Source organism: Alteromonas sp. DY56-G5 (assembly GCF_041414725.1).
Lineage (GTDB): Bacteria > Pseudomonadota > Gammaproteobacteria > Enterobacterales > Alteromonadaceae > Alteromonas > Alteromonas macleodii.
In genome coordinates, this window is the sequence record NZ_JANHZQ010000005.1 from 46,930 (window position 1) to 71,359 (window position 24,430).

Annotated in this window: 20 protein-coding genes; 10 read left to right on the forward strand and 10 right to left on the reverse strand. The window is 46.0% G+C overall.

The window, feature by feature from the left end:
• Window positions 1-12: 12 nt before the first annotated feature.
• Window positions 13-897: an ArgP/LysG family DNA-binding transcriptional regulator gene (locus NO989_RS03610; RefSeq protein WP_371342046.1), complete on the reverse strand. Its 885-nt coding sequence runs from the start codon at window positions 895-897 to the stop codon at window positions 13-15.
• Between the two features lie 177 nt (window positions 898-1,074).
• On the opposite strand from NO989_RS03610, the gene NO989_RS03615 reads away from it, so the two are divergent.
• Together NO989_RS03615 and NO989_RS03620 are read left to right on the forward strand one after the other, a co-directional pair.
• Window positions 1,075-1,677, forward strand: coding sequence for a LysE/ArgO family amino acid transporter (locus NO989_RS03615; RefSeq protein ID WP_014975330.1), 603 nt, complete (start codon window positions 1,075-1,077; stop codon window positions 1,675-1,677).
• Window positions 1,678-1,792: 115 nt separating this feature from the next.
• The gene (locus NO989_RS03620) at window positions 1,793-2,110 is read left to right on the forward strand and encodes a multidrug efflux SMR transporter (RefSeq protein ID WP_014947823.1); all 318 of its coding nucleotides are present in this window, start codon (window positions 1,793-1,795) and stop codon (window positions 2,108-2,110) included.
• Between the two features lie 73 nt (window positions 2,111-2,183).
• Here the strand turns inward: NO989_RS03620 and NO989_RS03625 are convergent, their stop codons facing one another.
• Window positions 2,184-2,900 carry a DUF1499 domain-containing protein gene (locus NO989_RS03625; protein WP_014975331.1) on the reverse strand — a complete coding sequence of 239 codons (717 nt, stop codon included), beginning with the start codon at window positions 2,898-2,900 and terminating at the stop codon, window positions 2,184-2,186.
• A gap of 196 nt (window positions 2,901-3,096) precedes the next feature.
• Here NO989_RS03625 and NO989_RS03630 point away from each other — a divergent pair, with 196 nt between their 5' ends.
• From NO989_RS03630 to NO989_RS03655, 6 genes are all read left to right on the forward strand, one after another.
• Window positions 3,097-3,768: a DNA-J related domain-containing protein gene (locus NO989_RS03630; protein ID WP_371342047.1), complete on the forward strand. Its 672-nt coding sequence runs from the start codon at window positions 3,097-3,099 to the stop codon at window positions 3,766-3,768.
• A 316-nt stretch (window positions 3,769-4,084) separates the two neighbouring features.
• Entirely contained in the window at window positions 4,085-5,230 is a 1,146-nt protein-coding gene (locus NO989_RS03635; protein ID WP_014947826.1) for an efflux RND transporter periplasmic adaptor subunit, read from the forward strand.
• 21 nt (window positions 5,231-5,251) lie between these two features.
• Complete coding sequence (locus NO989_RS03640; protein WP_014947827.1) at window positions 5,252-8,350, forward strand: efflux RND transporter permease subunit; 3,099 nt, start codon at window positions 5,252-5,254, stop codon at window positions 8,348-8,350.
• 56 nt (window positions 8,351-8,406) lie between these two features.
• On the forward strand, window positions 8,407-8,904 hold the full coding sequence (locus NO989_RS03645; RefSeq protein ID WP_014947828.1) for an alpha/beta hydrolase: 498 nt from the start codon (window positions 8,407-8,409) through the stop codon (window positions 8,902-8,904).
• Window positions 8,905-9,017: 113 nt separating this feature from the next.
• A complete protein-coding gene (locus tag NO989_RS03650; RefSeq protein WP_239239389.1) occupies window positions 9,018-10,859 on the forward strand; it encodes a bifunctional acetyl-CoA hydrolase/transferase family protein/GNAT family N-acetyltransferase in 1,842 nt (613 codons plus the stop codon).
• Window positions 10,856-11,836 carry a histone deacetylase family protein gene (locus tag NO989_RS03655; protein ID WP_239239386.1) on the forward strand — a complete coding sequence of 327 codons (981 nt, stop codon included), beginning with the start codon at window positions 10,856-10,858 and terminating at the stop codon, window positions 11,834-11,836. Before NO989_RS03650 ends, NO989_RS03655 begins: the two co-directional genes overlap by 4 nt.
• 95 nt (window positions 11,837-11,931) lie before the next feature.
• Here NO989_RS03655 and NO989_RS03660 read toward each other — a convergent pair whose 3' ends face one another.
• The 3 genes from NO989_RS03660 to NO989_RS03670 all read right to left on the reverse strand — a co-directional run bounded on the left by NO989_RS03660 (window position 11,932) and on the right by NO989_RS03670 (window position 14,832).
• Window positions 11,932-12,672: a MauE/DoxX family redox-associated membrane protein gene (locus tag NO989_RS03660; RefSeq protein ID WP_069943519.1), complete on the reverse strand. Its 741-nt coding sequence runs from the start codon at window positions 12,670-12,672 to the stop codon at window positions 11,932-11,934.
• 122 nt (window positions 12,673-12,794) lie between these two features.
• Complete coding sequence (locus tag NO989_RS03665; protein WP_239239383.1) at window positions 12,795-13,313, reverse strand: DUF6436 domain-containing protein; 519 nt, start codon at window positions 13,311-13,313, stop codon at window positions 12,795-12,797.
• A 37-nt stretch (window positions 13,314-13,350) separates the two neighbouring features.
• Window positions 13,351-14,832, reverse strand: coding sequence for a methyl-accepting chemotaxis protein (locus tag NO989_RS03670; RefSeq protein WP_014975337.1), 1,482 nt, complete (start codon window positions 14,830-14,832; stop codon window positions 13,351-13,353).
• Between the two features lie 173 nt (window positions 14,833-15,005).
• On the opposite strand from NO989_RS03670, the gene NO989_RS03675 reads away from it, so the two are divergent.
• Complete coding sequence (locus NO989_RS03675; protein ID WP_371342048.1) at window positions 15,006-15,878, forward strand: RimK family alpha-L-glutamate ligase; 873 nt, start codon at window positions 15,006-15,008, stop codon at window positions 15,876-15,878.
• An 81-nt stretch (window positions 15,879-15,959) separates the two neighbouring features.
• On the opposite strand, the gene NO989_RS03680 is transcribed toward NO989_RS03675, so the two are convergent.
• From NO989_RS03680 to NO989_RS03695, 4 genes are all read right to left on the reverse strand, one after another.
• Window positions 15,960-17,402 (reverse strand): DUF3300 domain-containing protein, encoded by a 1,443-nt coding sequence (locus tag NO989_RS03680; protein WP_371342049.1) that lies wholly within the window; start codon window positions 17,400-17,402, stop codon window positions 15,960-15,962.
• Between the two features lie 135 nt (window positions 17,403-17,537).
• Entirely contained in the window at window positions 17,538-18,152 is a 615-nt protein-coding gene (ribA, locus tag NO989_RS03685) for a GTP cyclohydrolase II (protein ID WP_014947836.1), read from the reverse strand.
• A 132-nt stretch (window positions 18,153-18,284) separates the two neighbouring features.
• Window positions 18,285-21,131 (reverse strand): EAL domain-containing protein, encoded by a 2,847-nt coding sequence (locus NO989_RS03690; protein WP_216600658.1) that lies wholly within the window; start codon window positions 21,129-21,131, stop codon window positions 18,285-18,287.
• Between the two features lie 88 nt (window positions 21,132-21,219).
• A complete protein-coding gene (locus NO989_RS03695; protein ID WP_061439013.1) occupies window positions 21,220-21,537 on the reverse strand; it encodes a hypothetical protein in 318 nt (105 codons plus the stop codon).
• Window positions 21,538-21,642: 105 nt separating this feature from the next.
• Between NO989_RS03695 and NO989_RS03700 the strand changes: the two genes are divergently transcribed.
• A complete protein-coding gene (locus tag NO989_RS03700) occupies window positions 21,643-22,311 on the forward strand; it encodes a glutathione S-transferase (RefSeq protein WP_014975342.1) in 669 nt (222 codons plus the stop codon).
• A gap of 85 nt (window positions 22,312-22,396) precedes the next feature.
• Here the strand turns inward: NO989_RS03700 and recQ are convergent, their stop codons facing one another.
• Entirely contained in the window at window positions 22,397-24,238 is a 1,842-nt protein-coding gene (recQ, locus tag NO989_RS03705; RefSeq protein ID WP_061439015.1) for a DNA helicase RecQ, read from the reverse strand.
• Window positions 24,239-24,430: the final 192 nt, after the last annotated feature.

The following is a 24,430-nucleotide window of genomic DNA, read 5'->3' on the forward strand; positions in this document are numbered from 1 at the left end:
AGTGTATTAGGGTCATTTAAGCTGCGCTTTCGCTATATTCTTTACGGCTTTGGTCAAGTCGGCAAGCGCTGCCGATTCAAGGGTTGTCCAATGCCAAAATAACGGTACACCAAGCTCTTTTTGAGGAAATAACGGAACGAGATCGCCTTCGTTAACCTCTTGTTCAACTTGAAGCGTGGGTAGCAAAGCCCACACCACGCCATCTAGCGCCATTTTGACAAAGCCATGAGACGATGGATACCAATGACAAGTTGTAAAAGAGGGGGCTATGTTTAAACACTCTCGTTGATAATCAGTCAGCAAAGTCACATCGTATTCGTCGTACAGCAAACCCGGTGTACTCATCACGCTCTGGGGGGATATTTCTTTATGCAGGTATCGCTCAATGAAGCGAGGCGATGCATAAAGTTGATAGCGCATGGTTCCCAGTCTTATAGATTGCCCACCGGTAACGGGTGTACCTGTTTGGCTAATGCAAGCCATTACACGGCCTTGCTGTAATATGTCTCGGGTTTGAGTTTGATCCGCATCAACAATATGAATCGGGTTGGCACGCTTATCACTAAACGCGGCCATTACTTGCGAAAACCAGGTAGCCAGCACATCGTTATTCACGGCAACGCTTATAGGTGCAGCCGACGCTTCTAATCCACTTTGTATATTCAGCGCTTCTTCTAATACGCTTACTTTTTGAATATGCGCCAGCAGCTCTTTTCCCAGTGGCGTAGCGCGAAGCGGCTTGGTGCGAACCATCACTGGGCCGCCGACACTCTGCTCTAGCCGTTTTATTTTTTGCGATACCGCCGACTGGGTGAGGTTTAGGGCCTGTGCACCTTTTTCAAATCCGCCGTAGCGTAACACTTCATGAAAGCATCGAAGCGCGTCGTAATCCAACATTAATGACTACCTGTGAAAAGAAGGTTATAAGTATTAATTTTGCTTATTCAAAACAAATATCATTAATTTAATTTAGTCTTTCAAGGTGTATAAAATCAAGCCAATTATTCAGCATGTAACCTTAAACCGCGTTACAGCTACGGCGTTTGAACTTATTTACACTAAGAGGCATTTATCATGTTGGCGGCAGCAACAAGTGGTTTCGTGATGGGCGGTACCCTAATTATTGCAGTAGGCGCACAAAACAGTTTTTTGATTGAGCAATCGATGAAGCGACAGTGGACAACCTTATTTGTCCTGCTGTTTATCCTAAGCGATGCTATCTCAATAAGCTTAGGAGCGATGGGCTTTGGCTTGCTATTGCAGGAATACCCAATGCTGGTGTCTATCACCAAGTGGGCTGGTGTTGCGTTCTTACTGTGGATTGCTTTTAACAAAATAAAATCATCTTTGGCCAACGACGCGCTAGTTTTAGAAATGGCGAAAAAGCAACTGTCGTTCAAAAAAGCACTGCTCATCGCGTTGGCAGTAACCTGGCTAAACCCCCACTTTTACCTAGACACTTTATTGTTGATGGGAAATTTAGCGAGTCAGTGGCAAGAAAATAAATGGTGGTTTGTGGGTGGAGCTATTGGTGCATCGGTGGTTTGGTTCGTAGGTTTGAGTACCTTAACCGCACGTTTTGCACACCATATGCAGCGCCCTAATTTCTGGCGTTGGTTTAACCGTCTTAATGCTGCGGTATTAGGTATGGTAAGTATTCAGTTGGCGAGTTTGTAAGGCAAAAGCGCTAAATAGCAAAATATTACGACGCGTCGAGTACGCTTTATGATTTAAGACGGTACGCTACGCATCTGTGATAGTTGACGATGAGCGCGAAGAGAGGGGTAGACTGGTGAGCTGGATTTATTTGATTGTGGCGGGCCTTCTGGAAATTGGTTGGCCTGTTGGACTAAAAATGTCACAAGAGGCGGAAACCCGCGTAATGGGTATTTTACTTGCGGTTGGGTTTATGGCTGCCAGTGGTTTTTGTTTATGGATGGCGCAAAAACAAATTCCAATTGGTACGGCGTACGCTGTGTGGACAGGAATTGGCGCCGCGGGCACATTTTTAGTGGGTGTTATGTTTTATGGCGACCCCTCGTCATTGGCACGATATTTCGGCGTAGCGCTTATTGTTGCAGGAGTCGTTGTCTTAAAGTTGGCCCACTAAAGTTAGGTCCAATTACAAAAAGCCCGTTAGCTTAGTGCGAACGGGCTTTGTTTTTTAAGCGGGTGGTCAGGTTTTAGTGATATCCAAGTTGGTTTCTAAGCTCTGCCATAAAGGTTTCGATACGTTCAGCATTCTTGCCTAAATCACTTTTCCCTACTCGTGATTTGCTGCGGATATCAACCAGTGTGTCGTCGCTTTTAGCGGTTAGACGAATAACTACGTCGTCTTTAAAACCAAACCACGCTGTGGTGTCGGTGGCTTCTAAGGTGTTCGGCAATGCGCCTTCATTAACGCGTTCCCATCCAAGCGCCTCTATGGCTTTTTCTGCAGCGATGAAGACCTCATTTGCAGGTTGCGGCAGCAATTGAGTTTTAATTTCAGGGTAAGCTTCTAGTTGCTGCTTAGTGACTTCACCGCCTTCGTAAGCGATGGAGTTAGGCGCACCTTCGCGTAGCGGAGCAATTGCAACGAACTCCGGCGGATTAGTGACATCGGTAGTAATGTCATGGATCGGAGGAACTGCGCTGGCTTTGCTCATCATGCTCACCGGCATTCCCACAGCAACCAGGGCAAGAATGGCACAGATAAAGGTGCTTCCCCAGCTAACGTTTTTACGGTTAATCAAAACCTGCAAAATAATGAGTATCAACGCTGCGCCGCCCACATACACGCCAAATCGCAGTGAAGTAAATGCGGTGCCTAAACTCACACCGGCATACTGATAAAGGGGGCCGGGTAATACCACCATAAGGAAACCGACAATACTGGTAAGGGCAATGAGTGCTTTCAAGTGAACTCCAAAGTTATTAATTTATTTTTACTAAGCTACTTTAACAGTGAACGTTGCGTTTTGGATTACTTTCTAGCAATAAAATCGGTACTAGGCCAATATTTAACATGTTTGTACACTAGGGCTGTTGGTCTTTAACGTACATCAAAGACCAGCAGGCCCTGGATGAACCCTATTTAAAGCAAGGTAATGAGTTTTGCAAAATCAGCCTGATGCTAGCGAAGCTTACGTGCTTCAAGCCGAACTACTTGTTGATACGTTATCGACACAAAAGCCGCTTTTTCAACGTGGTGTGAGCGAGTATGAGCTCATTGATATTTTGAAAAAAGCGCCATATCACTTTTTTGATGACGCTTCGTTACGAGAGCCTTTAATGCTCTTTAAAACCCATTTCATTGTGTTTCACGCCCTCTATCAACTTAAACGTAGTTGGATTGAGCAGGGCGAAGGCGTGCTAGACATTCATACTCTTAATATTAAGCTAAACCAAGAAAGTGCCCACAGCGACAATGATAAAGAAAGCCAAGATAAGGTTAGAGCAATAACCGAAGCTGATGCCTTAGCTGAATACTACTTAGACTGGGGCAATTTTGAGAAGGCCGACAGAAAAAGTGTAGATGCACTGCTCAATGCGTTTTGGCATCGCATGGCCTCAGGAAACGCGCACACCTTTGAGCAGGAAGATATTTCTGATGCCCACGCGCTTCTGGGCCTGCCCCAAGATGAACATGTTTCTTTGTCGGTACTAAAACGAGTATATAAAAAAGCCCTGCAGTTGGTTCACCCTGATAAGGGAGGAACGCAACAGGAAGCCCAAGACGTCATTCACGCCTACCAGTTATTGCTGGGTTATTATTCGTTAAAATAGAACGTTAAGTGCGCTGTGATTTCGCTTTATTCGTATAACGTATACACGCTCAGGTATTTGACCGACAACTTCAGTAATTTCAACTTCATTGACTTTTATTATCATCTATAAATGCGCACAATATGACCTATAAGAGCGTAGATCCGTATCAATGATCGCTTAACTATGCCACTTCAAAACCAATTATCGCAGTTTCAGGCTTTGAAATGCGCTAGATAATTCGGTGCACCGGAAGCAATAAGCTTTAATTTTAAAATTGGATATGCAGAGCAAAGGCCGTGTTCTGTACAAAAAGTTATTGGGAAATAGAAAATTTATGAGTCGCATTTTTTATGTTACTGCAGCATTAATAACCCTTGTCGGCGTTATTGGGTGTTCGAATGAAGGCGAGCAAGCACAGCAAGGTGCTCAGCAAGGTATGCCTGCACCCTCAGTATCGGTAGTTACACTGAAACAAGAACCTGTAGTACATGAAATGGTGTTACCGGGCCGAGTAAGCCCGTCTCGTCAATCTCAGGTGCGTCCTCAGGTAGATGGTGTTATTACGGAGCGCTTGTTTGAAGAAGGCGCACATGTAGAAAAAGGACAGCAGCTTTATCAAATTGACGAAGCCCGTTATCTAGCACAGTTAAATAGCGCAAAAGCCGATTTGAAAAGTGTTCAAGCGAACCTTAAAACGTTGGAGGCAAAGGCGCGACGCTATGACGACCTTGTTGCGCAAAACGCGGTAAGCAAACAAGAATATGACGACGTAATTGCTCAGAAAGATCAAGCGCAAGCGGCAATTAGCGTAGCTGAAGCTGCTGTTGACGTAGCGAAGGTTAATATGGGTTATACCAAAGTGTACGCCCCAATCAGCGGACGTATTAGCCGCTCTTTTGTTACTGAAGGTACCCTAGTTACCACGAACCAATCTCAGCAACTTGCAACCATTACACAGCTTGACCCAGTTTTCATTGATATGCAGGAGTCAGGTGCGTCAATTATTACGCTTCGTCAGTCAATGAGAAACCAAGGTTCAATGGATGTTGAATTAACGGTAGATGAAGTAACAGGCAAGCGTTACGACCAAACAGGCAGCGTTAAATTTTCTGAGGTAACGGTTGATGAGACCACTGGGTCGGTAACACTTCGTGCTGAAATGCCAAATCCAGATGGCGTATTGCTGCCTGGCTTGTTTGTGAAAGGCCACGTCATTACTGGACGCGAAAATGCGCTGCTTGTTCCTCAACGCGCAACGACACGCCAACCAGACGGTTCGCTTTCAGTTTATGTTGTTAACCAAAACAACGAAGTTGAAGGCCGTACTTTGGAAATAGGCAAAATCTATCGAGACCAATATGTTGCCCTAAGCGGTGTGAGCGAAGGCGAAAAGGTAATTGTAACTGGATATCAGAAGGTGAAGCCTGGCGCGAAAGTTAATCCGTCAGAGTGGCAACCATCATCACGTGGCTCACGATAGCAAACAAGGGATTTAAGTAATATGGCTCGTTTCTTTATAGACAGGCCCGTGTTTGCATGGGTGCTGGCAATTATCACAATGATGGCGGGTGTGTTGGCAATTACCTCACTCCCCATTGAACAATATCCCAAGGTGGCACCGCCCTCGGTGACTATCTCAGCAACGTATCCTGGAGCATCTGCAGAAACCGTAGAGAACTCGGTTACTCAGGTAATAGAACAAAGCCTGACGGGAATTGATAACCTACGTTATTTCTCGGCAAGCAGTTCGAACAGCAGCATGTCTATTACGCTCACTTTTGAGCCAGGTGCTGACCCTGATATTGCGCAAGTACAAACTCAGAATAAGGTACAGGGTGCACTGCCGCTGTTGCCTACTCAGGTACAGCAACAAGGGGTAACCGTAACTAAAGCAAATAGCGCATTTGCATTGGCAGTTGGCTTCTATTCTGAAGACGACTCAATGACGCAATATGACCTGAGCGACCTGTTAGTTTCTCAATTTCGCGACCCGATTTCCCGTGTTAATGGAGTGGGAAATGTACGGGTATTCGGTGCGCAGCGTTCAATGCGTATATGGTTAGATCCAGATAAACTGTACAGCTACAATCTTACACCTACTGACGTTCAAGGTGCTGTTCAGGTACAAAATACTGATGTGTCTGCAGGTCAACTAGGTGGTATGCCTGCAATAGAAAATCAGCAAATTAACGCGACAATTCAAGCGCAGAGTCGCCTTCAAACCGTTGAAGATTTTGAAAACATCGTACTTCGCGTAAATACCGATGGTTCTCAGGTTCGCGTGCGTGACGTTGCGCGTGTTGAACTGGGTGCGCAAAGCTACGATGTTATTGTTCGATACGATCGCAAGCCTGCATCAGGTATGGCGATAAGCCTTGCCTCTGGCGCAAACGCACTAGATACCATTAAGGCAGTAAAAGCCCGAGTTGAAGAACTGCGCTCGAATTTGCCAGATACAGTTAAAGTGGTTTACCCGGTTGATAGTTCTCCTTTTATCGAGCTTTCTATCGAGTCGGTAGTACATACGCTTATTGAAGCGGTAGTACTGGTATTCTTGGTGATGCTACTGTTCCTTCAAAACTGGCGTGCAACGTTAATCCCTACCATTGCGGTGCCAGTGGTATTGCTCGGCACCTTTGCTGTGCTACTGGCATTTGGCTTTAGTATTAACGTGCTAACCATGTTCGCTATGGTACTTGCTATCGGCCTGCTCGTAGATGATGCCATCGTGGTGGTGGAAAACGTTGAACGTATTATGGAAGAGGAAGGCCTTTCACCTGCCGAAGCCACCAAAAAGTCGATGACTCAAATCACAGGTGCACTTGTTGGTATTGCGGCCGTGCTTTCAACGGTATTTATCCCAATGGCGTTCTTCAGCGGCTCAGCAGGCGCTATTTATCGTCAGTTCTCGGTTACTATCGTGTCGGCTATGGCATTTTCGGTATTGGTCGCCATTGTCCTTTCACCGTCTTTGTGCGCCACGTTATTGAAAAAGCATCCGGAAAACCATGACAAGAACAAAGGCTTCTTTGGCTGGTTTAACCGCACGTTTAACAAAGGCCGCGATCGCTATCAAAAGACAACAACTCACATGGCGCAACGCTTTAAGCGCTATTTCGTTGTTTATGGTTTGCTTGTAGGTGGTATGGCATTTATTTTCAGCCAGCTTCCTGGCGCGTTTCTTCCAGATGAAGACCAAGGGCGTATGATGGTGTTGGTAAGCACACCGCCTGGTGCAACAGCTGGCCGTACGCTCGAGTCTATCAAGCAAGTGGAAGACTATATTCTTGAACAAGAACAAGACGCGGTTAACGGCATGTTCGCGGTTGTGGGCTTTAGCTTTGCGGGTCAGGCGCAAAACGCGGGTATGGCTTTCTTAAACTTCAACGACTGGAGCGTAAGAGACGAAAATAATTCTGCGTTTGCAGTGATGAACCGAGCTTTTGGCGCGTTTAGCCAAATTCAAGATGCCTCAGCCTTTCCTATAGTGCCTCCGCCTATCATGGAACTAGGTAATGCAACGGGCTTTGATATGCAGCTGGTCGACCGTGGTGGAAATGGTCACGAAGCGCTGATGAATGCGCGTAATCAGCTGTTGGGCATGGCAGCGCAGAATCCAAAGCTGGCTGGCGTTCGCCCCAATGGTTTAAGTGACGTACCTCAATTTAAAATCAATATTGATAGCGAGAAAGCGTCGGCACTTGGATTGAATTTAAGTGAGATCAATAACGCGCTTCAAATAGCGTGGGGGTCCAGCTATGTAAATGACTTTATTGATAAAGGTCGAATAAAGCGTGTTTACATGCAGGCAGATTTGCCTCATCGCATGACCCCTGAAGACTTGGATAAGTGGTTTGTTCGCAACAGCGACGGCGAGATGGTGGCGTTTAACACGTTCTCGACCACTGAATGGGTTTATGGCTCACCTAAGTTAGAGCGTTTTAACGGCGTGTCGTCTGTCAATATTCAAGGTAGTGCTGCTGAAGGTATCTCTTCGGGTGAAGCAATGGCTGAAATGCAGAAATTGGTTGAGCAGTTACCGCCAGGCTTCGCAATTGAATGGTCAGGCCTATCTTATGAAGAGCAAGAAGCAGGCTCGCAAGCGCCTATGCTTTACGCACTATCAATCTTGATTGTTTTCTTGTGCTTAGCGGCCCTGTACGAAAGCTGGTCTGTGCCATTCGCCGTTATGTTAGTGGTGCCTTTGGGTATTCTCGGCTCTGTAACCGCTGCGTTTATTTTCAACTTGCCGAACGATGTGTACCTGCAAGTAGCGTTTTTGACTACCGTAGGTTTGGCGGCGAAAAACGCTATTCTTATTGTCGAATTTGCAAAAGAACAGTACGAAAACGGCGAAGATTTAATGACTGCGGTTTCAAATGCAGCCTCTCAGCGTTTCCGCCCAATTCTAATGACGTCAATGGCGTTTATTTTGGGAGTAACGCCGTTAGCACTAGCTAGCGGAGCAGGCGCAGCCAGCCAAAATGCAATAGGTATTGCGGTTATGGGTGGTATGTTCGCCGCTACCTTCTTGGCGATTTTCTTCGTGCCCATGTTCTATGTGCTGGTAGAAAAACTCTTTCACAGGGAAGACAAGTAACAAGCAAGTGCGCTAGAGTGGGAAAAACTTTTCATTTTTGAATAGGGATATCGGTAATGACCACCGTTGTTTTTTCTCACGGCAAAGAAAGCGGTCCATGGGGCAGTAAAATAACAACGCTTTCAAATGTAGCGAGCGATATGGGTTTTGGCGTAGAGAGTATTGATTATCAAGATCTCGACTGCCCGGAAGCTCGCCTAGCGCGACTTAAAGAGTTTATTGCTGAAAAGTGCAATGATGTTGTTCTGGTTGGCTCAAGCATGGGCGGCTATGTATCACTTGCCGCAGCAAGCCAAATCTCGGCACGAGGCGTATTCCTTATGGCTCCTGCACTGTATTTGCCAAACTACGAAATTCAACGGTTCCCCTACGACGGCTACGTGAGCCTAGTGCACGGCTGGAATGACGATATCGTGCCTATCGAAAATAGCTTAAAGTATGCGCGCCATCAAAAAGCTCAGCTCTTGTTACTTAATGACGGCCATCGCCTAGCGAATAGCAAATCTGTTATTTCTCCGTTTTTCAGAAATTGGTTGGAAAAATTTCGATACTAATGATGAATCGGTAAGCCTACGACCAATCGCTTATAGTTCACGCTTAAGCAAATGCGGGAAAGCGCCTGTTTTTATGGCATGATGAGTTATTGCTTAAAACAGGGCAGATGGAAATGACATTTAGTTTACCTCAAGCGCCACAATGGTCGTCGCTGATAAAGTCTGGTTGCCGTGTCTTTGTTGGCGGAAATGCCTCGGTGCCGCATGCACTAGTGCAGCATCTCATTGATAACAGCGAAGGGTTTAGCGACATCGAGCTGGTTCATATGCTGGCTTTAGGCGACACCCGATGGGTGAAAGAAGAGTATAAAAACCTCTTTAAAGCGAATACATTCTTCATTGGTGGCGAAGCCATGCGTAAGGCGGTCGATGAGGGCCGCGCTGACTATACCCCCGTTTTCCTGTCTGAAATATCAAGCTTATTTAGCGACGGTACGCTAGCACTGGATGCTGCGCTGGTTAACGTAAGCCCACCCGATGAATTCGGCTATTGCTCACTAGGTCCTGCTGTGGATATTGCTATGTCGGCAATCAGACAAAGCAAAAAGGTCATTGCTCAAATTAATCCTCAGGTGCCAAGAACCGCCGGGCACTCTTATATTCATATCAGCGAAATAACGGCCTGCATTGAAGCCGAAGAGCCGCTTGTGGAAGTAACGCCGCCGCCTATCGATTCGGTGGCAGAGAGAATTGGTCAGTATGTTTCAATGCTGGTGGATGATGGTGCAACGCTGCAATTTGGTATTGGGAAAATACCGAGTGCCACCCTTAAATATCTGTGTAACCACAGAGACCTAGGCATTCACAGCGAAATGCTCACCGACAGTATTATTGAACTGTTGGAGTCGGGTGCTATCACCAACAAGAAGAAGACTTTCCACCCCGGTAAAATTGTTACTAGCTTTGCTATTGGTACTCGCCAGCTTTACGATTTAATCGACAGCAACCCTCACATCGAGTTTTATCCAAGTAGCTACGTAAACAAACCCACCAATATTGCCAAGAACGATAATATGGTTGCCATTAACAGTGCGCTTGAAGTGGATTTAACCGGTCAGGTGGTGGCCGATTCATTGGGCTACGACTTTTACAGTGGCATAGGCGGGCAGGTTGATTTCGTAACGGGTGCGTCTATCAGCAAAGGTGGGAAAGCGATTATAGCGCTGCCTTCTACTGCCAAAAATGAAACCATTTCCCGTATCACACCCCGTATCAGTGAAGGGGCGGGTGTTGTTACTTCGCGGGGCAATGTTCAGTACGTGGTGACCGAATACGGCATAGCATCGCTTAAAGGCAAAAGCATTCGAGAGCGTGCATTGGAACTTATTCGTGTAGCACACCCCAAATTCCGTGCAGCGCTCTTAGAAGAAGTAAGACAGCATTATTGGGTGCCTCATTATCAGGAAAAGTACCCAACCGATATTCCTGAGCTGGGTGCTATTCAGCTTAAAAAACTGAATATTCAGGGGGAAACCTATTACATGCGCCCGCTGAACCCCGCCGATGAAAGGCGTTTGCAGGAATTCTTTTACTCCCATACGAAAGAAACACTAAGGCTGCGTTACAACTACGACCCGAAGCAAATGTCGCGCGAAAAGTCGTGTAATTTGGTGTCGGTGGATCAAAGCTCAGATGCGGCGTTATGTATTGTGAGGCAAGAAGGCTCCCGTATTACCATTCACGCAGTAGGGCGGTTTTACTTCAATCCAAATGACAATACCTGTGAAGCAGCGTTTGTTACCCGTGAAACCCAGCAAGGGAAGGGGATGGCAAGCAGGCTGCTAAACGAATTGATCAACGTTGCGAAAAAACGAGGCATTGCAAAGATGATGGCCTACGTGCGTGGCGATAACAGCCCGATGATTGCCATTTTCGAGCAAGCGCAATTTAAACGGAAGTTCACTGGCGACCCCAGTGACATAGAGTTAGTACTAGATGTGGCATCACTCGCATGACAATTAAAATTTTTCGCGGCAAACACGGCACTAAACACGACTTAGGGAAAGATCATCCTGAGTCACCGGATCGCCTGTTCGCCATAGACGACCAATTACTGTCTTCTGGACTCGATATGGTGTGTGAGCACGCTGATGCCACGCCTATTGCTGAAGCTTATATTAAGCTAGCCCACGATCCTTACTATGTGAAAAGTGTATTTGAGCATGCGGCTCAGTCCATATTTAGCGACCACGAAAAAACGCTCTATTCCGAACGCAAGGATAACGTCGCATGGTTAGACGAAGATACCGGCTTGATGCGACACAGCTTAAATGCAGCACTTGAGTCGGCTGGTGCGGGATGTAATGCGGTGGATTGGGTTATGGAAGGCAGTGACAGGCAGGCGTTCTGCGCGACAAGGCCGCCAGGTCACCACGCTACATACGACAGCGCCATGGGCTTCTGTATTTTTAATAACATTGTTATAGCTGCGCGCTATGCCCTTCAAAACTATGAACTAAAGCGCGTTGCCATAATCGATTTTGATGTTCACCACGGAAACGGTACCGAGCAAATTGTTGCTGGCGATCAACGCATCATGCTTTGCAGCAGTTTCCAGCATCCTTTTTATCCACACAGTGGTTCACCGGTGTCGGCAAGTAATATTCTTTCTGTGCCGCTAGAAGCAGGCTCTACAGGTGAAGTATTTAGAGAAAAAGTGCAGCACTGGTTTAACGCATTGCGCAACTTTCAACCTGAGCTGATTTTTATCTCAGCGGGTTTTGATGCCCACGCAGAAGATCCTATGGCGCATTTGCGACTGGTGGAAGACGATTATTTCTGGATAAGCCAACAACTTCGCGCAGTGGCTGACGAGTGTTGCCATGGTCGCATAGTCAGCATGTTAGAAGGTGGCTACGATTTAAGTGCACTAGGCCGCAGTGTGGTGTCGCACCTTAAAGGTATGAGCCGCCCTATTGAAGAAACTCAATAGGGTCTCATAGCAAGTGAATTATCGTGTTGTTAATTCAACGGGTAAACACGGTAATAGATACCAGCTCAACACCGGTGCATCAGCCTTCATTTAACTTAGGCTATCCATCGTGTAAGCATGTAAAGGCCAGCACCTAACATGGCAAGGTTTTCGGTAAGCGAGATAAACCCAAGAGGAAGGTCTGAATTACCGCCCACACAGGCGCACTTAAGTTCACGTTTATCGATATATACCGCTTTAATAACTGAAACTGCACCTATTGCACCGATAAAAATAGAAACAGGTGAAACTAATAGTGCAGGAAGCCCCGCTAGCATACCAAGCCCAGCAAACGCTTCTGCGAAAGGGTACACATATGCGTACCTTACGTGCTTCATGGCCAGTAAGTCATAAGTAATGAATTGATTTGAGAACGCTACAATGTCCTGTAGTTTTTGTAATGCGAGGATCACCATGGTGACGCCAATGAAATTCATTATGAAAGGTTCAATACCTGTCGGGAGTCCACCTTTTAGCATGAGCGCAAATACCACAAGGGCGGCTAAAGAAAAAATCACAATGATAGGTGTGTAGCGCGAACCGAACTCACTTTCTTGCTTCAAATTGAAATAATCTCGTAAGTCATCATAGCCACCAATTCGCTTATCATCGATAAACGTTTGCGGCGTGGTTTTCACATTATGCTTCTCTTTAAAAGCGTCAGTTTCACTTCGGTTGGACAAGTGATGGTCTTCAACATCGTAGCCCTTTCTTTCTAGCAAATCTTTCGACTTAAGTCCGAAGGGACAAATGTGATCAGGGGTAACCATGCGATAAAGAACGGCGCGCTTTGACATTGTGGACTCCTTGTAAACCTTTCACGAAACGGCACCTAGTGCGCAAAATATGCGCGCCTTCTGCCATGTTTATAGTGATATCACGATATACAAAGATAAGTTACATAATCCATGCCAAGGGTTTAACAGAAGCATCCAGTTGCATCAGTATTAATTACCGCACCGTTGTAGGGGAGTTGTGTGGTATAGCTTACAACCTGTTCGACAAGGTTCTTTCCGGTAAAGCATCCGTAGCCCGTTGCGTATGGACCTAAATAGCGAAGCTGATTTTGCATGTCTAAAACTATAAGCGCGGGCACTGCATCAAGCATAGCGGCGAGTTCTGGTACGTCTTCTATATTCACTCTGACTTGATGAAAGTCATTTCCTAGCTTTGTTAATAGCTGAGTTTGGTGAGGTGTAGTTAACGTTTCACAGTAGCAACGAGACTGCGTTCCCACATGAATAACAGAACCAGGGGCAATATTTTGTTCGTTTAGTAGTTCGACAAGTGAAGCGTCAAAATTAGGCGCTGTTGTGCGGTGAAGTAAATCACCATTTGGGTCGAAGGAAGAAAGCTGGCGCTGACCGTAAACCAATAAGGCGGCGAGTAAACTCACCGCCCATAACAGCAAAAGTATCCAGCTTGTTTTTTTATGCATAACCCAAATGCCAACAGCGTGCTTCTAGTGCTTTTGGCTAAAGCTTAAATCGCTCGATAGCACTGCGCATGCGTTGAGAGATTTGTGATAACACCTCAACTTCGCCTGCCAGCGATTCAGCGGTAGCCAGTTCCTCAGAAGTGAATTCGCTTAATCGCGCCGTACTTTGCGCTATAGAAGACGATGCGGTTTCTTGCTCCACCGCTGATGTCGCTATTTCGGTCATGCTTTCGCTCGCTTCGCGAATTTGCTGCATGATCTGGGTCATGGCTGAAGTGGCGTTATCGCTCGATACAACGGCTTCATCAACCAGCTGAATGCAGGTTTGCATTTGTTCGACTGAACTGGCGGTTTGGGCAACTAGCTGCTCAGTAATACTTGTGATTTGGTCTGCACTTTCTTTTGAGCGAATAGCCAAAGTGCGTACTTCATCGGCAACAACGGCAAAACCTCTGCCGTGTTCCCCTGCGCGGGCTGACTCGATTGCTGCGTTCAACGCAAGTAAGTTGGTTTGCTCGGCAACGGCGGTGATGGAGCGCATTGCGTCAGAAATATGCGCGCACTGCTCGTTAAGCGCCGAGTTTGTCTGCGCTGCCGCATTTAATGTGTTGCGCAGCGAATCTATGGTGCGGCTTGTGTTGGAAATAGAGTCGCGCGTAGTCTGCGAAGAACTTTGTGCCGCAGAGGCTTTGTCGCTGGCAAGGGTTGTTTGTTCGGTAGATAGCTGCATCGTTTGTGCGATTTCTTCTGACGATGCCGATACCATGGCAATCTCTTGGTCAGTGTTTCTGCTGATTTCAAACATGTTGTTTGCCGCCAGCTCCATCTTGTCACAGCCTCTAACAACTTCGTCTGTTAAATTTGAAGCAAGCTCAATTAATGCTTTTACTTGGTCGATGAGCTCTGCGAAAGGTCTAACAATCTTGTGGCCTCGGTTAAGCTCAATAGATAAATCGAGTCTACCGTCACCCTTTTGCATGGTCTCAATAGCTAAGCGCAGTTCAGCCGCACCGGCACCTTCTTGATGACTTTGTTTAGCCATGTACATCAAAACACCGCCCTCAGAAAGCGCGAATACGGCGTGCATCAGCAAGATAGGAAAGGTTACGTGACCTTCTTCAAAAATAAATAACGGCGCGCCGCCCGCTTGTAAAAAGAAGAACGAAATATGATGGACAGCAACGACTGCGGTGCCGGTTGCAACCACTTTCCAGTCTCTAAAGTAGGAAAGAAATGCCAGAAGAACAAAGATTTCAAAGTGGACTTCAATTAACCCGAATGACTGGTGGATGTGGAGGGCTGTTAGCAGTTGAACACCGATAGCCATCGCATGGCGACTTATCGCTGAATAGGGATTTTGCAAACTAAGTACAAGTGGTACGACAGCAATTGGAATACCAAGAACAAATGCAGGAAGAATCTCGCCAGTATAAAAACCGATGCCAATCGCAATTAGCAGTTGGATAACAATTACAACGCGAAAAATCTTGTGACCTTCTAGGAGCCAAGGGTACTGCATGCCAATCTCCGACAAGTATTTGGGATTAAGTGTAGGTTAAAAATGAGGGCTGTGCTAACTTCGCCACAGTTTACGTAAGCCACGGTTTTTACGCCATTTAACTTTTGTATAGAAGTTACCATTATTAAAAAAGTTTAATCTTCGAATGCCTAAATAAGCTAAAGGACACAATCATGCCTGCCATCGCCTTTCTTTCTACTGACCACCTTGAAGACTTCTTTGTGTACGACGAGCTTTTGATCCCGTTTTTCAATAATAACGGTTGGTCTGTAGAAACCATATCCTGGCATAGTCAGTCAGAAAACTGGGATAGGTTTGATTACGTGATTGTGCGCAGTACATGGGATTATCAGCAGCATCCAGAGGCCTTTCTGGCTTGTTTGACTCAAATTGATGCGTCGAGCGCAACCTTGCTCAATCCATTGCCTCTTATGCAGTGGAATATTGAAAAGCACTACTTAAAAGACCTACAGGACAAGGGCGTGCCTATTGTAAGTACACGGTGGAGTAATGCATTTAATAACAGTGTTATTGATGAGGCCTTTTCCCATTTCAATTGCGACACTGTGGTGGTTAAACCTACGCTTAGCGCTAATGCTGATGATACGTTTAAGCTCTCGGTCTCAAATTGGCATGAACAGCAACAGGCGCTTTCTGATACGTTTAATCAACGTGATTTCATGATTCAACCTTTCTTAAATAGCGTGGTTGAAGAAGGGGAGTACTCGCTTTTCTATTTTGGCGGGAAGTACAGCCATGCCATTAAAAAGGTGCCGCAGAAAGGCGATTTTCGCGTACAAGAAGAACACGGGGGGAGCTTACATCCCGTTGCCGTAGATGAAGAACAACTAGATATTGCCCAGAAAGCATTGTCAGCAATGCCTTGCGAAGCACTTTATGCACGGGTTGATTTAGTCAGGCAGGGCAGTGGCTGGGCGATAATGGAACTTGAACTTATTGAGCCCTCTCTTTACTTCAATTTAGATGAACAGTCTCCCCTGCGCTTTGTCGACGCATTGATAAGCTTTCATTTGAATAGGGCCTAAGCGTTGAATAAATGAAAAGTGAAGCCAGCAAATTATAGGTTTGCTGGCTTACTGATAGGAAACTAACTTTTTAATTTAGTGCTAACGCAGCGTCTTCTCAGTTCGTCCCTGCTTTATCGTCCTGTTTCTGCTTGATTCATAATTCTTAACTTGAGCACGGCTTACTGAAGAAGTACTCGCCCGCTCAATTCGTCTTGGCTTACTGCTCTCTCGAGCCACCGGCTTGTTTTGCAGACTCGTTCTTTCAAATCGCTCTCGATTTATGTTTTGTTTAGCTGGGCGCTTTAGCGTGTTTTCTCTATTAGCATATCGCTTCGACTCTGACGGCGTTGATATCCGAGCGGGTTTGTCCCGCTTTAACTGGCTTAGCGTCCGGTCCCTAGTCGGCTTCTCGCTTCTGCTCGCCGCTTGATTGCGTTTTAGCGCGTGCTCAATGGATTGTTTGCGGCTTACCGAGTCTTGTTTGTTCTGAAAACGAGCTTCTCTAAGTGGCGTTACCTGTTTTGGTTCAATAGTGCGTTTTACGGTCTTGGTATTTTCCGTGCGCGCAATGGGTCTTACGGTATTTTTGTCATTGTGGCGTTTCGATGTATTTACCGTGCTAACGTGTTTATTAGACAAGTGCTTTGCCCGCGACACACCCGCATGTTCATATCGCGAAGGCGCATTGTGAACTACTCGAGTAGAGTAACGCGCACGACGATGCACCGTGTTGTGTTCCCAGCGACGATAGTCTCGGCTTATCACGCGTTTTCTTGGGCTACCGTGATAATACCGGCGTACAGGCTCGCGGTGAATAACCACATGGCGGTTATGCCAGTGCACGCTACCAAAGAAAAAGAACGTAGAAAGATGGATGCTTGGAGACCAATAGACATTGCTATGATGATGATAGCTTACGTGATGACGCCAGCGAACTGGTGAAGTTGTGTGCCACCAGTGACCGTACACAACATGAGGGTCGTAATAAGGCACATACACCACTTCCCGCTGACGGGGCTCAATGTAAATTATTTCGCGAGTAGGCTCACGTTCCCGTTCAACTTCAATGTAGTCATTGGTCACCAGATTGCCAGTGTTGAGGGCGTGTTGTCGAAGCACCTGCACGCGGTCTAGTACACGGCTTTGATCAATCAATACGTTATCACCAAGTTGCTGTAACCACTGAAGATCATTCGCCATGGTGCTGAGTAAGTCGGTGAACGGAGCAAGTGCTTTTACGCTGGGATCCCAGTTAACACTCGCCAGCACATTTTCGACCTGTTCCGGGGTTAAATGCTTGTTGCTTTGGCGCCAGCGGTCGGCTGCAACTACATCAAGCGGGTAGGTAGCCGCAATCAGTATGTGAGTAAGTAGGGTATCAGGATAAAGCGCAATGGGCGCAAGTACACTGTCTAATTCAGCGTCAGAATATTGCTGCGTTGACGCAGAAACATGTGCAAGGTTGGCGTTCGACTGGGCGATGGCAGGTAGCGCTGAAACACTAGACAGTGCGACAATCACAGATAAGGTTATGTTTTTCATACATTCTCCTTAGCGCATGAGCAACGGCTTTTCGCGCGCTAAATGGTAAGTCTGTATACGTTATAACCAGTCTATGATTAACCCAAGCTGAATAGAAAACGCCCACATTGGTGTGGGCGTTTTTAAATAACTCGTCTATTTGAAAACGTGGGGGTCGAAAGCGTGCCCAAGCTTTTCTGTTTTCGTCTTTAAGTAATGCTTGTTGTCTTTGGTGATACCGTGGTCAATAGGCTTACGTGCAACCACGTCTATACCAAGCGCTTTTAGTGCTGCCAACTTTTTCGGGTTGTTTGTCATAAGCTCAACATGCTTCACATTCAGCGTATCTAGCATCAGCTTGCAGATATCGTAACTTCTTAAATCGGCGTCAAATCCAAGATGTTCGTTAGCTTCTACCGTGTCCATGCCACTATCTTGAAGGTTGTAGGCGCGAATTTTATTTAAAAGACCAATACCGCGACCTTCTTGGCGAAGGTATAAAAGCACACCGTGACCATTATCGACGATATTTTGCATGGCTTTTTCTAATTGAAAGCCACAGTCACAGCGAGTGCTAAATAAAGAATCGCCTGTTAAGCATTCTGAATGGATACGAATTGGCACTACGTCGTCTTCTTTCCACTCTCCATAAGAAAGGGCAACGTGCTCTTGGCCGCTGGCTTCAACAAAGCCGTGTATTTTAAAATCACCCATGCGAGTGGGTAATTTTGCGGTACTGACATATTCGTATTTAGGCTGTTTGCTACTCATGTTACTTCTACACTTTGGACAGTAGGCAATAAGTGGGGATGACTTCTTTTTTTGCAAGTCTACCATTTTATTATACGCGAGTTGACGCTAGTGCTATCACTTTTTTCGTAAGACGTATATTAAGTGCAGTTATTAAAGTGGGGTAAACTCTCGCAGCGGGGCAGGCTTTGCAACGCTATAGCCTTGGGCAAAATCAACGCCCATTTTGCCAAGTTGTGCCATGGTGCCTTCATTTTCAACGAATTCCCCGACGGTTTGCATACCCATGGCTTTCGCTACATCATTGATTGACGCAACCATAGCCGTGTCTACACTGTCGTTCAGCATATCCTTGATAAACATACCGTCAATCTTTACCTGATTAACCGGCAAGCTTTTAAGATAACTGTACGAAGAGAAGCCGCTACCGAAGTCGTCTAGAGCAAATGAGCACCCAAGGCGATTAAAGGTACGCATAAAGGCAAGGGTGTCCTCCATTTTTATAATCGCTACCGACTCGATCACCTCGAAACAGATCTTGTTGTAAGGAATATTAAAGGTTTCGAAAGCGTTTAAAATGAATAACGTAAAATCTCTGTCTGCTAATGAATGGCAGTTGAGGTTTATACTGCATCGCCTTAACTCAGCGAGATGTTCAGGGTTTTCAGACAGCCATTTGAACGTATTTGTGACTACCCATTTGTCGACATTTACATTCATTTCAAAGCGCTCGGCCGTGGGTAAAAAATTAGCGGGCTCAACAATTTTTCCGTCTTTTTCTCTTAGGCGCAATAGCACTTCATAATAGTGACCATCGCTGGCTTTGCTCAAAGGTCTTAAAGACTGGTAATAAAGTTCAAAGCGCCCTTCTTCCAAGGCGTTGTTTATAGAAGAGACCCAGTCCAACTCACGCTGATAGCGCTGCATGCTCTCATCATCTTTATTATATTTATGCACCTGATTTCTGCCTTGCTCTTTGGCAAAATAACAGGCGGCGTCAGCCATACTTAAATACTGCCCTGAGCTAACGTTACTATCATCGCATACGACCATGCCAATACTTACGCCCAGATTGAATATGCGGTTATCCCACATGAACCGATAGGCCTGTACTGCATTGAGTATTTTCACTGCATTGAGATAAACCGCATCAGCATCTAAATCTGAATAGATAACGCCAAACTCATCACCCCCGAGTCTTGCTAGCTGCGCGTTGGGTAGCAGCGTATTTTCAATCAGGCGGGCGACGTCTTTTATGAGTACATCTCCCGCTTTGTGACCGCAGGTGTCGTTAACAACTTTAAATCGGTCTAAATCTAAAAAGAGTAGGCACACAGGTAACGCGCTGTGGTTATGTACTTTTTCCTTGAAGACAGATTCAAATTGCCGCCTGTTGTATACGCCGGTTAGTGAGTCGTGAGTGGCCAAATACTGAAGGCTTAAATCGGATTGCTTTTTTTCCGTGATATCAATAATTGAGCCGTACAGGTAAGTTCCTTCATCGTTCTCGCGGATCTGGCAAGACAATGAAAACCAGAACTCTGTGCCGTCCCGACGTTTTCCCCGTATCTCTTTTCTGGTGACGTGGCCTTGCTGTGATATCTCACCTAACAATACATGTCTGTCTTCTGGTGATGCGTAAAAGGCTTTTGTGCTTGCCCCCTCGCTAAGCATTTCTTCCTCATTCTCATACCCAAACACCGTGCACATTGCAGGGTTAACTGAAATTAGCTTACCGTCCCAGGTTGATGTGTAGTGTCCTTCAGCGGAGTTTCGGAACAAGTCATAAAAGTGATTTAGGCTAGAAATTATTTCAGCTTGAGAGGAGAGCTTATGTTGATTGAGTACCTGCTCTTTTGTGATGACCGCAAATCCAAAACACAGGAAACCCAAGGTTAAGAAAAACAGCATTCCCATCGCGACATCGACAGTATAAATAAGGTCGCTGAAAAGGTTTTGGGTCACCAAAGCGTAAAACGCAAAGAAAGATAGCCAGGCCAGAATATAAGTGGTGCTGACAACACTACTGCCTTTGTCTTTAAAGATAAGAGCAAGGGTAACGTGATACAAACCCATAGCCGCTGTGAGTATAAGCAGCGTGATTGTGACCATATAAGCATTTACGGTAAAACAGTAAATGGTAGCAGCAATAGGTAGGACATAATTAAGCAGTCTTAAAACGAAAGGCACACGAGAGAACAGGTGATGAGTCACTTTTCCAATACACAGTAGTAATACGCCGAAGCATACGGCGTAAAAATGCTCGCTGGCGTTGGTCAGGCTAGGCCAAAACGCGAGGCCACCCTCTGTAATGAACAGCAACGCAATAAGCACCAATGACGACATGGTTAGCCAGAAGCGGGTAGGAATGCGCTGATATAAGTAGGAAAAAAGAAAATAGAAAGCAATGAGTGCCATCACACCCGACACAGCACCAAGCAAAGTCAGCATATTAGTGTCGTGTTGAGCAAGCAGGTCTCGCTCCCATAGTGACATTGGAAAGTACTTTAGCCCTTCGTCTTTCACTGCGATTAGTAACCGAGCGTCTTGGTATGGTTGAAGGGTGAAAGCAAGCCTGATATTTGGAAGCGGTTGTCTTAACGAATAGTCACCTTTACCGGCTTGATAACGGTACGATTTTATAATTCGCTGGCTGCTGTCTAGAAGATAAATCTGCAAATCATCAACGTTTAGACGGTCGATATTAAGCACTAAGGGAATGGCACTATAGCCAGAGTGGACAAGCTCTGTTGAATACCACACACGTTCTGTTGAAGAAGCCGTTGCTGTAGGTGTTTTTGTGGAACTTCCCGTCAATACATCAAAATAGGTTGCGCTATTAGGTGCAATTGATACCCGTGCATAATGGTTGATGATTTCCCTTTCGAAAGACTCATCGATAACAAGCCGCGGGCTGGCAAAGGCGTTTATACTTAGAACCACCCAACTAATGAGCAAAGCTGCAACGTACTTTGTTAGCTGGGAGATTGGCACTAGCATGATCCTTGAAGCGCTAATTATGTGTTTTCTATAGAATAATACTAGTCTGTCCTAAAAGCCAAACAGAAAGAAAAAGGTGTGGTAATACTTACGTGTTTTGAAGATACTGGTAGATCGCATTCGGTGATTGTTGAGTGCCTACCGGTTCCAGCCAAATCGCCTCGCAAAGCCACTCAATGCAAAGTATGCATTGAAAATTTGTATTGCTGGATTGAGTGGTAACAAGCGCCTGAAAGCGATCGGCTCCCCAATCTGCGTCGGAAAGTGAAAAGTGAAAAATTTCACAAAACTGCTCTGCCCACTGCTGAGTTTTAAGAGGCGTTAAAGGTAATGCAACGCGGATTTCTACGCTTTGTTCGTTAAACACGGCGTGCTGTTGAATGTCTTCTTTGGTGAGATTTTGCATAGAACTTATCAATTCGCTGGTTATTGTAAACCTGCTTGCTTTATAAAGTGTATATAGTACAACACAAAAACAATAGCGTTAATCTAAGCGTATTAAGGACGGGGTATGCTAACACTTCACCATTTAAATAACTCTCGCTCGCAGCGAATTTTGTGGCTTCTTGAAGAGCTAGGCGTAGAGTACAAAATAGAATTCTATCAACGAGACAGTAAAACAAACCTAGCGCCGGATTCATTGCGCGCTGTTCATCCACTGGGACGCTCTCCGGTGCTTACTACGCCGCACGGTGCTATTGCCGAGTCTGGTGCTATTGTGGAATACCTTGTTCGCCACCACGCCACAGACGCATTTTCTGTACCTCAAGACCCAGAGGCACTTCAACAGTATTGGTTTTGGCTGCATTTCGCTGAAGGTTCGCTAATGCCACCACTAGTGGCAAACTTAGTGCTGGAGAAAGCACGTCAAAAAGGTTCGAAGCCTTTCTTTATTAAGCCAATTACTAACAAACTGATAGACGGTATTTTAAATGCCTATTATGGCCCTAATTTAGCGCAGAGCTTACGCTATGTGGAATCTTACTTATCGAAAAATACTTGGTTTGCGGGTGACGCGCCTAGTGGCGCTGATGTTCAAATGATATTTCCGTTAGAGTCGTTGGTAGCCAGCGGGCGTGCGAAAGACTTTACTGCCATACAAGGTTACGTAAAACGGGTTCATGCCAGAGAAGCCTACAAAGCTGCGCTTGAGAAAGGGGGAGAATACGCTTACGCCTAGTGTGTCCGTCTGCAAGGCGTACACCTTTACTTTGTGCAAACCCTGCGGCCAGCTGGAAAACAGAATCTAGTTGGCCTGCAAGCCCTCAGTGCTCTCGATTTATGTAATCATCAATAAGCTGGATAAAAGCCTCACCATAGCGTTCGAGTTTGGTTTGGCCCACTCCACTTACATCTAATAGAGTGTTGCGCGTAGTAGGGAGCTTACACGCCATATCCACCAAAGTGGCGTCGCTAAATACCACATACGGCGGCACTTCATTTTCTTCGGCCAACACTTTGCGTAAGTGCTTAAGACGGGTGAACAACGTTCTATCGTAATTGACCGGCGCTTGTTTTGCTTTTTTCTTGTCGGGCTTAAATTCAAGTCGCGGAACGGCAAGCTGAACCGCTACTTCACCTTTTAGCACAGGCCGAGCGGCCTCGGTTAAGCGCAACGCGGCATGAGCGGTAATATCAACGCGTATAAGGCCTTTATGAACAAGCTGGTTGATAATGTTGTGCCAGTAGCTATCCGACTTATCTTTACCTATGCCGTACGTGGAAAGCTGGTGGTGACCTGCTTCCTGAAGGCGCCTAAGCTGCTTGCCTCGCAAAACATCAATGACATACTGGCTAGAGGCTTGCTGTGAGAGCCGAAGTACACACGACAGTACTTTCTGTGCAATCACCAAACCGTCTATCATCTTAGGTGGGTCTAAGCAAATGTCGCAGTTACCACAGGCGCTGTCACTGAACTGCGAAAAGTAGTTCAGGAGTACTTGTCTACGACAGGTTTGCGCTTCTGAAAAAGCTTCCATAGCCGCAAATTTTTGTAACTCTATTTGGTTGCGCTCGGCTATTTCCCCTTGCTCTATCCACTGTTTTACGCGGGCTGCATCTTTTTCATCAAACAACAATAAAGCTTCTGACTCTAAGCCGTCTCGCCCCGCTCGGCCGGTTTCCTGATAATAGCTTTCAACACTGCGCGGAACATCGTGGTGGACCACATAACGCACGTTCGATTTGTTGATACCCATGCCAAAGGCAACGGTGGCCACCACAATATCAATTTTGTCGTTAAGAAACTGGCGCTGTACCAGCTCTCGCTCGTCGTTATCCATACCCGCGTGATAGGCCGCGCAGCGAAAACCTTGTCTGAATAATTTAGCGTGCAGGTCGTCGACTTTAGCGCGACTGTTACAGTAAATAATGCCGCTACCTTCTTGCTGTTTTACGTAAGCAACAACTTGATCAAAGGCTTTGTACTTGCTCATTACGCGGTAGCGGATATTAGGTCTGTCGAAGCTGCCTTTATAAACCAGCGGGTCGTTAAGGTTTAGCTGCGTCAGTATGTCTGCTTGGGTCGCTGAATCTGCAGTCGCTGTGAGTCCAATAACAGGAATAGAGGGGAAGCGAGATTTTATTTGCCCCAGAGCGCGATAATCCTGCCTGAAATCGTGCCCCCAATGGGAAACGCAGTGCGCTTCATCAATGGCAAATAAGGCAATGTCGGCGTGCGCAAGCGACTGCTGAAAATAGTACTGCATTAAACGCTCAGGCGACACGTAGAGCAAGTCGAGTTTGCCAGCTTGCAGTGCGTCATTTATGCGTGCTTGTTCGTCTGCTTCTAGCGTTGAATTGAGATAGGCAGCTTTTACGCCCAGCGCTTTAAGCTGTTCTACTTGGTCCTGCATAAGCGATATAAGCGGTGACACAACAATAGCGGTGCCTTGGCGCACTAACGCAGGAATTTGATAGCACAGCGACTTGCCACCACCTGTTGGAAGCAAAACAAGTGCGTCTTTACCTTCACATACTTGGTGAATGACTTCGCCTTGACCGTCGCGAAAAGCATCGTAACCAAATACATCTTTTAAGACGGTTTCTGGTGTTTTTACACGTTGCGTTTCTGGCGCTAATTCTGATGGAGCTATTGCAGTTGTCATGGCGCTGGATTTTACGCGTTTTTGGCGACGTCTTCACGGGGCAATTTAAAAAACTAGACTAAAATTCAGCGATAGTCCTGATCAGAGGGGCAGCAGCTCTTATAATTTATTTTGATTCAATATCATTGGTTGGATGAATTTCCGTCAAACTTACGTTCGGTAGTAATGTTGCTTATAAGCACATTACAAATA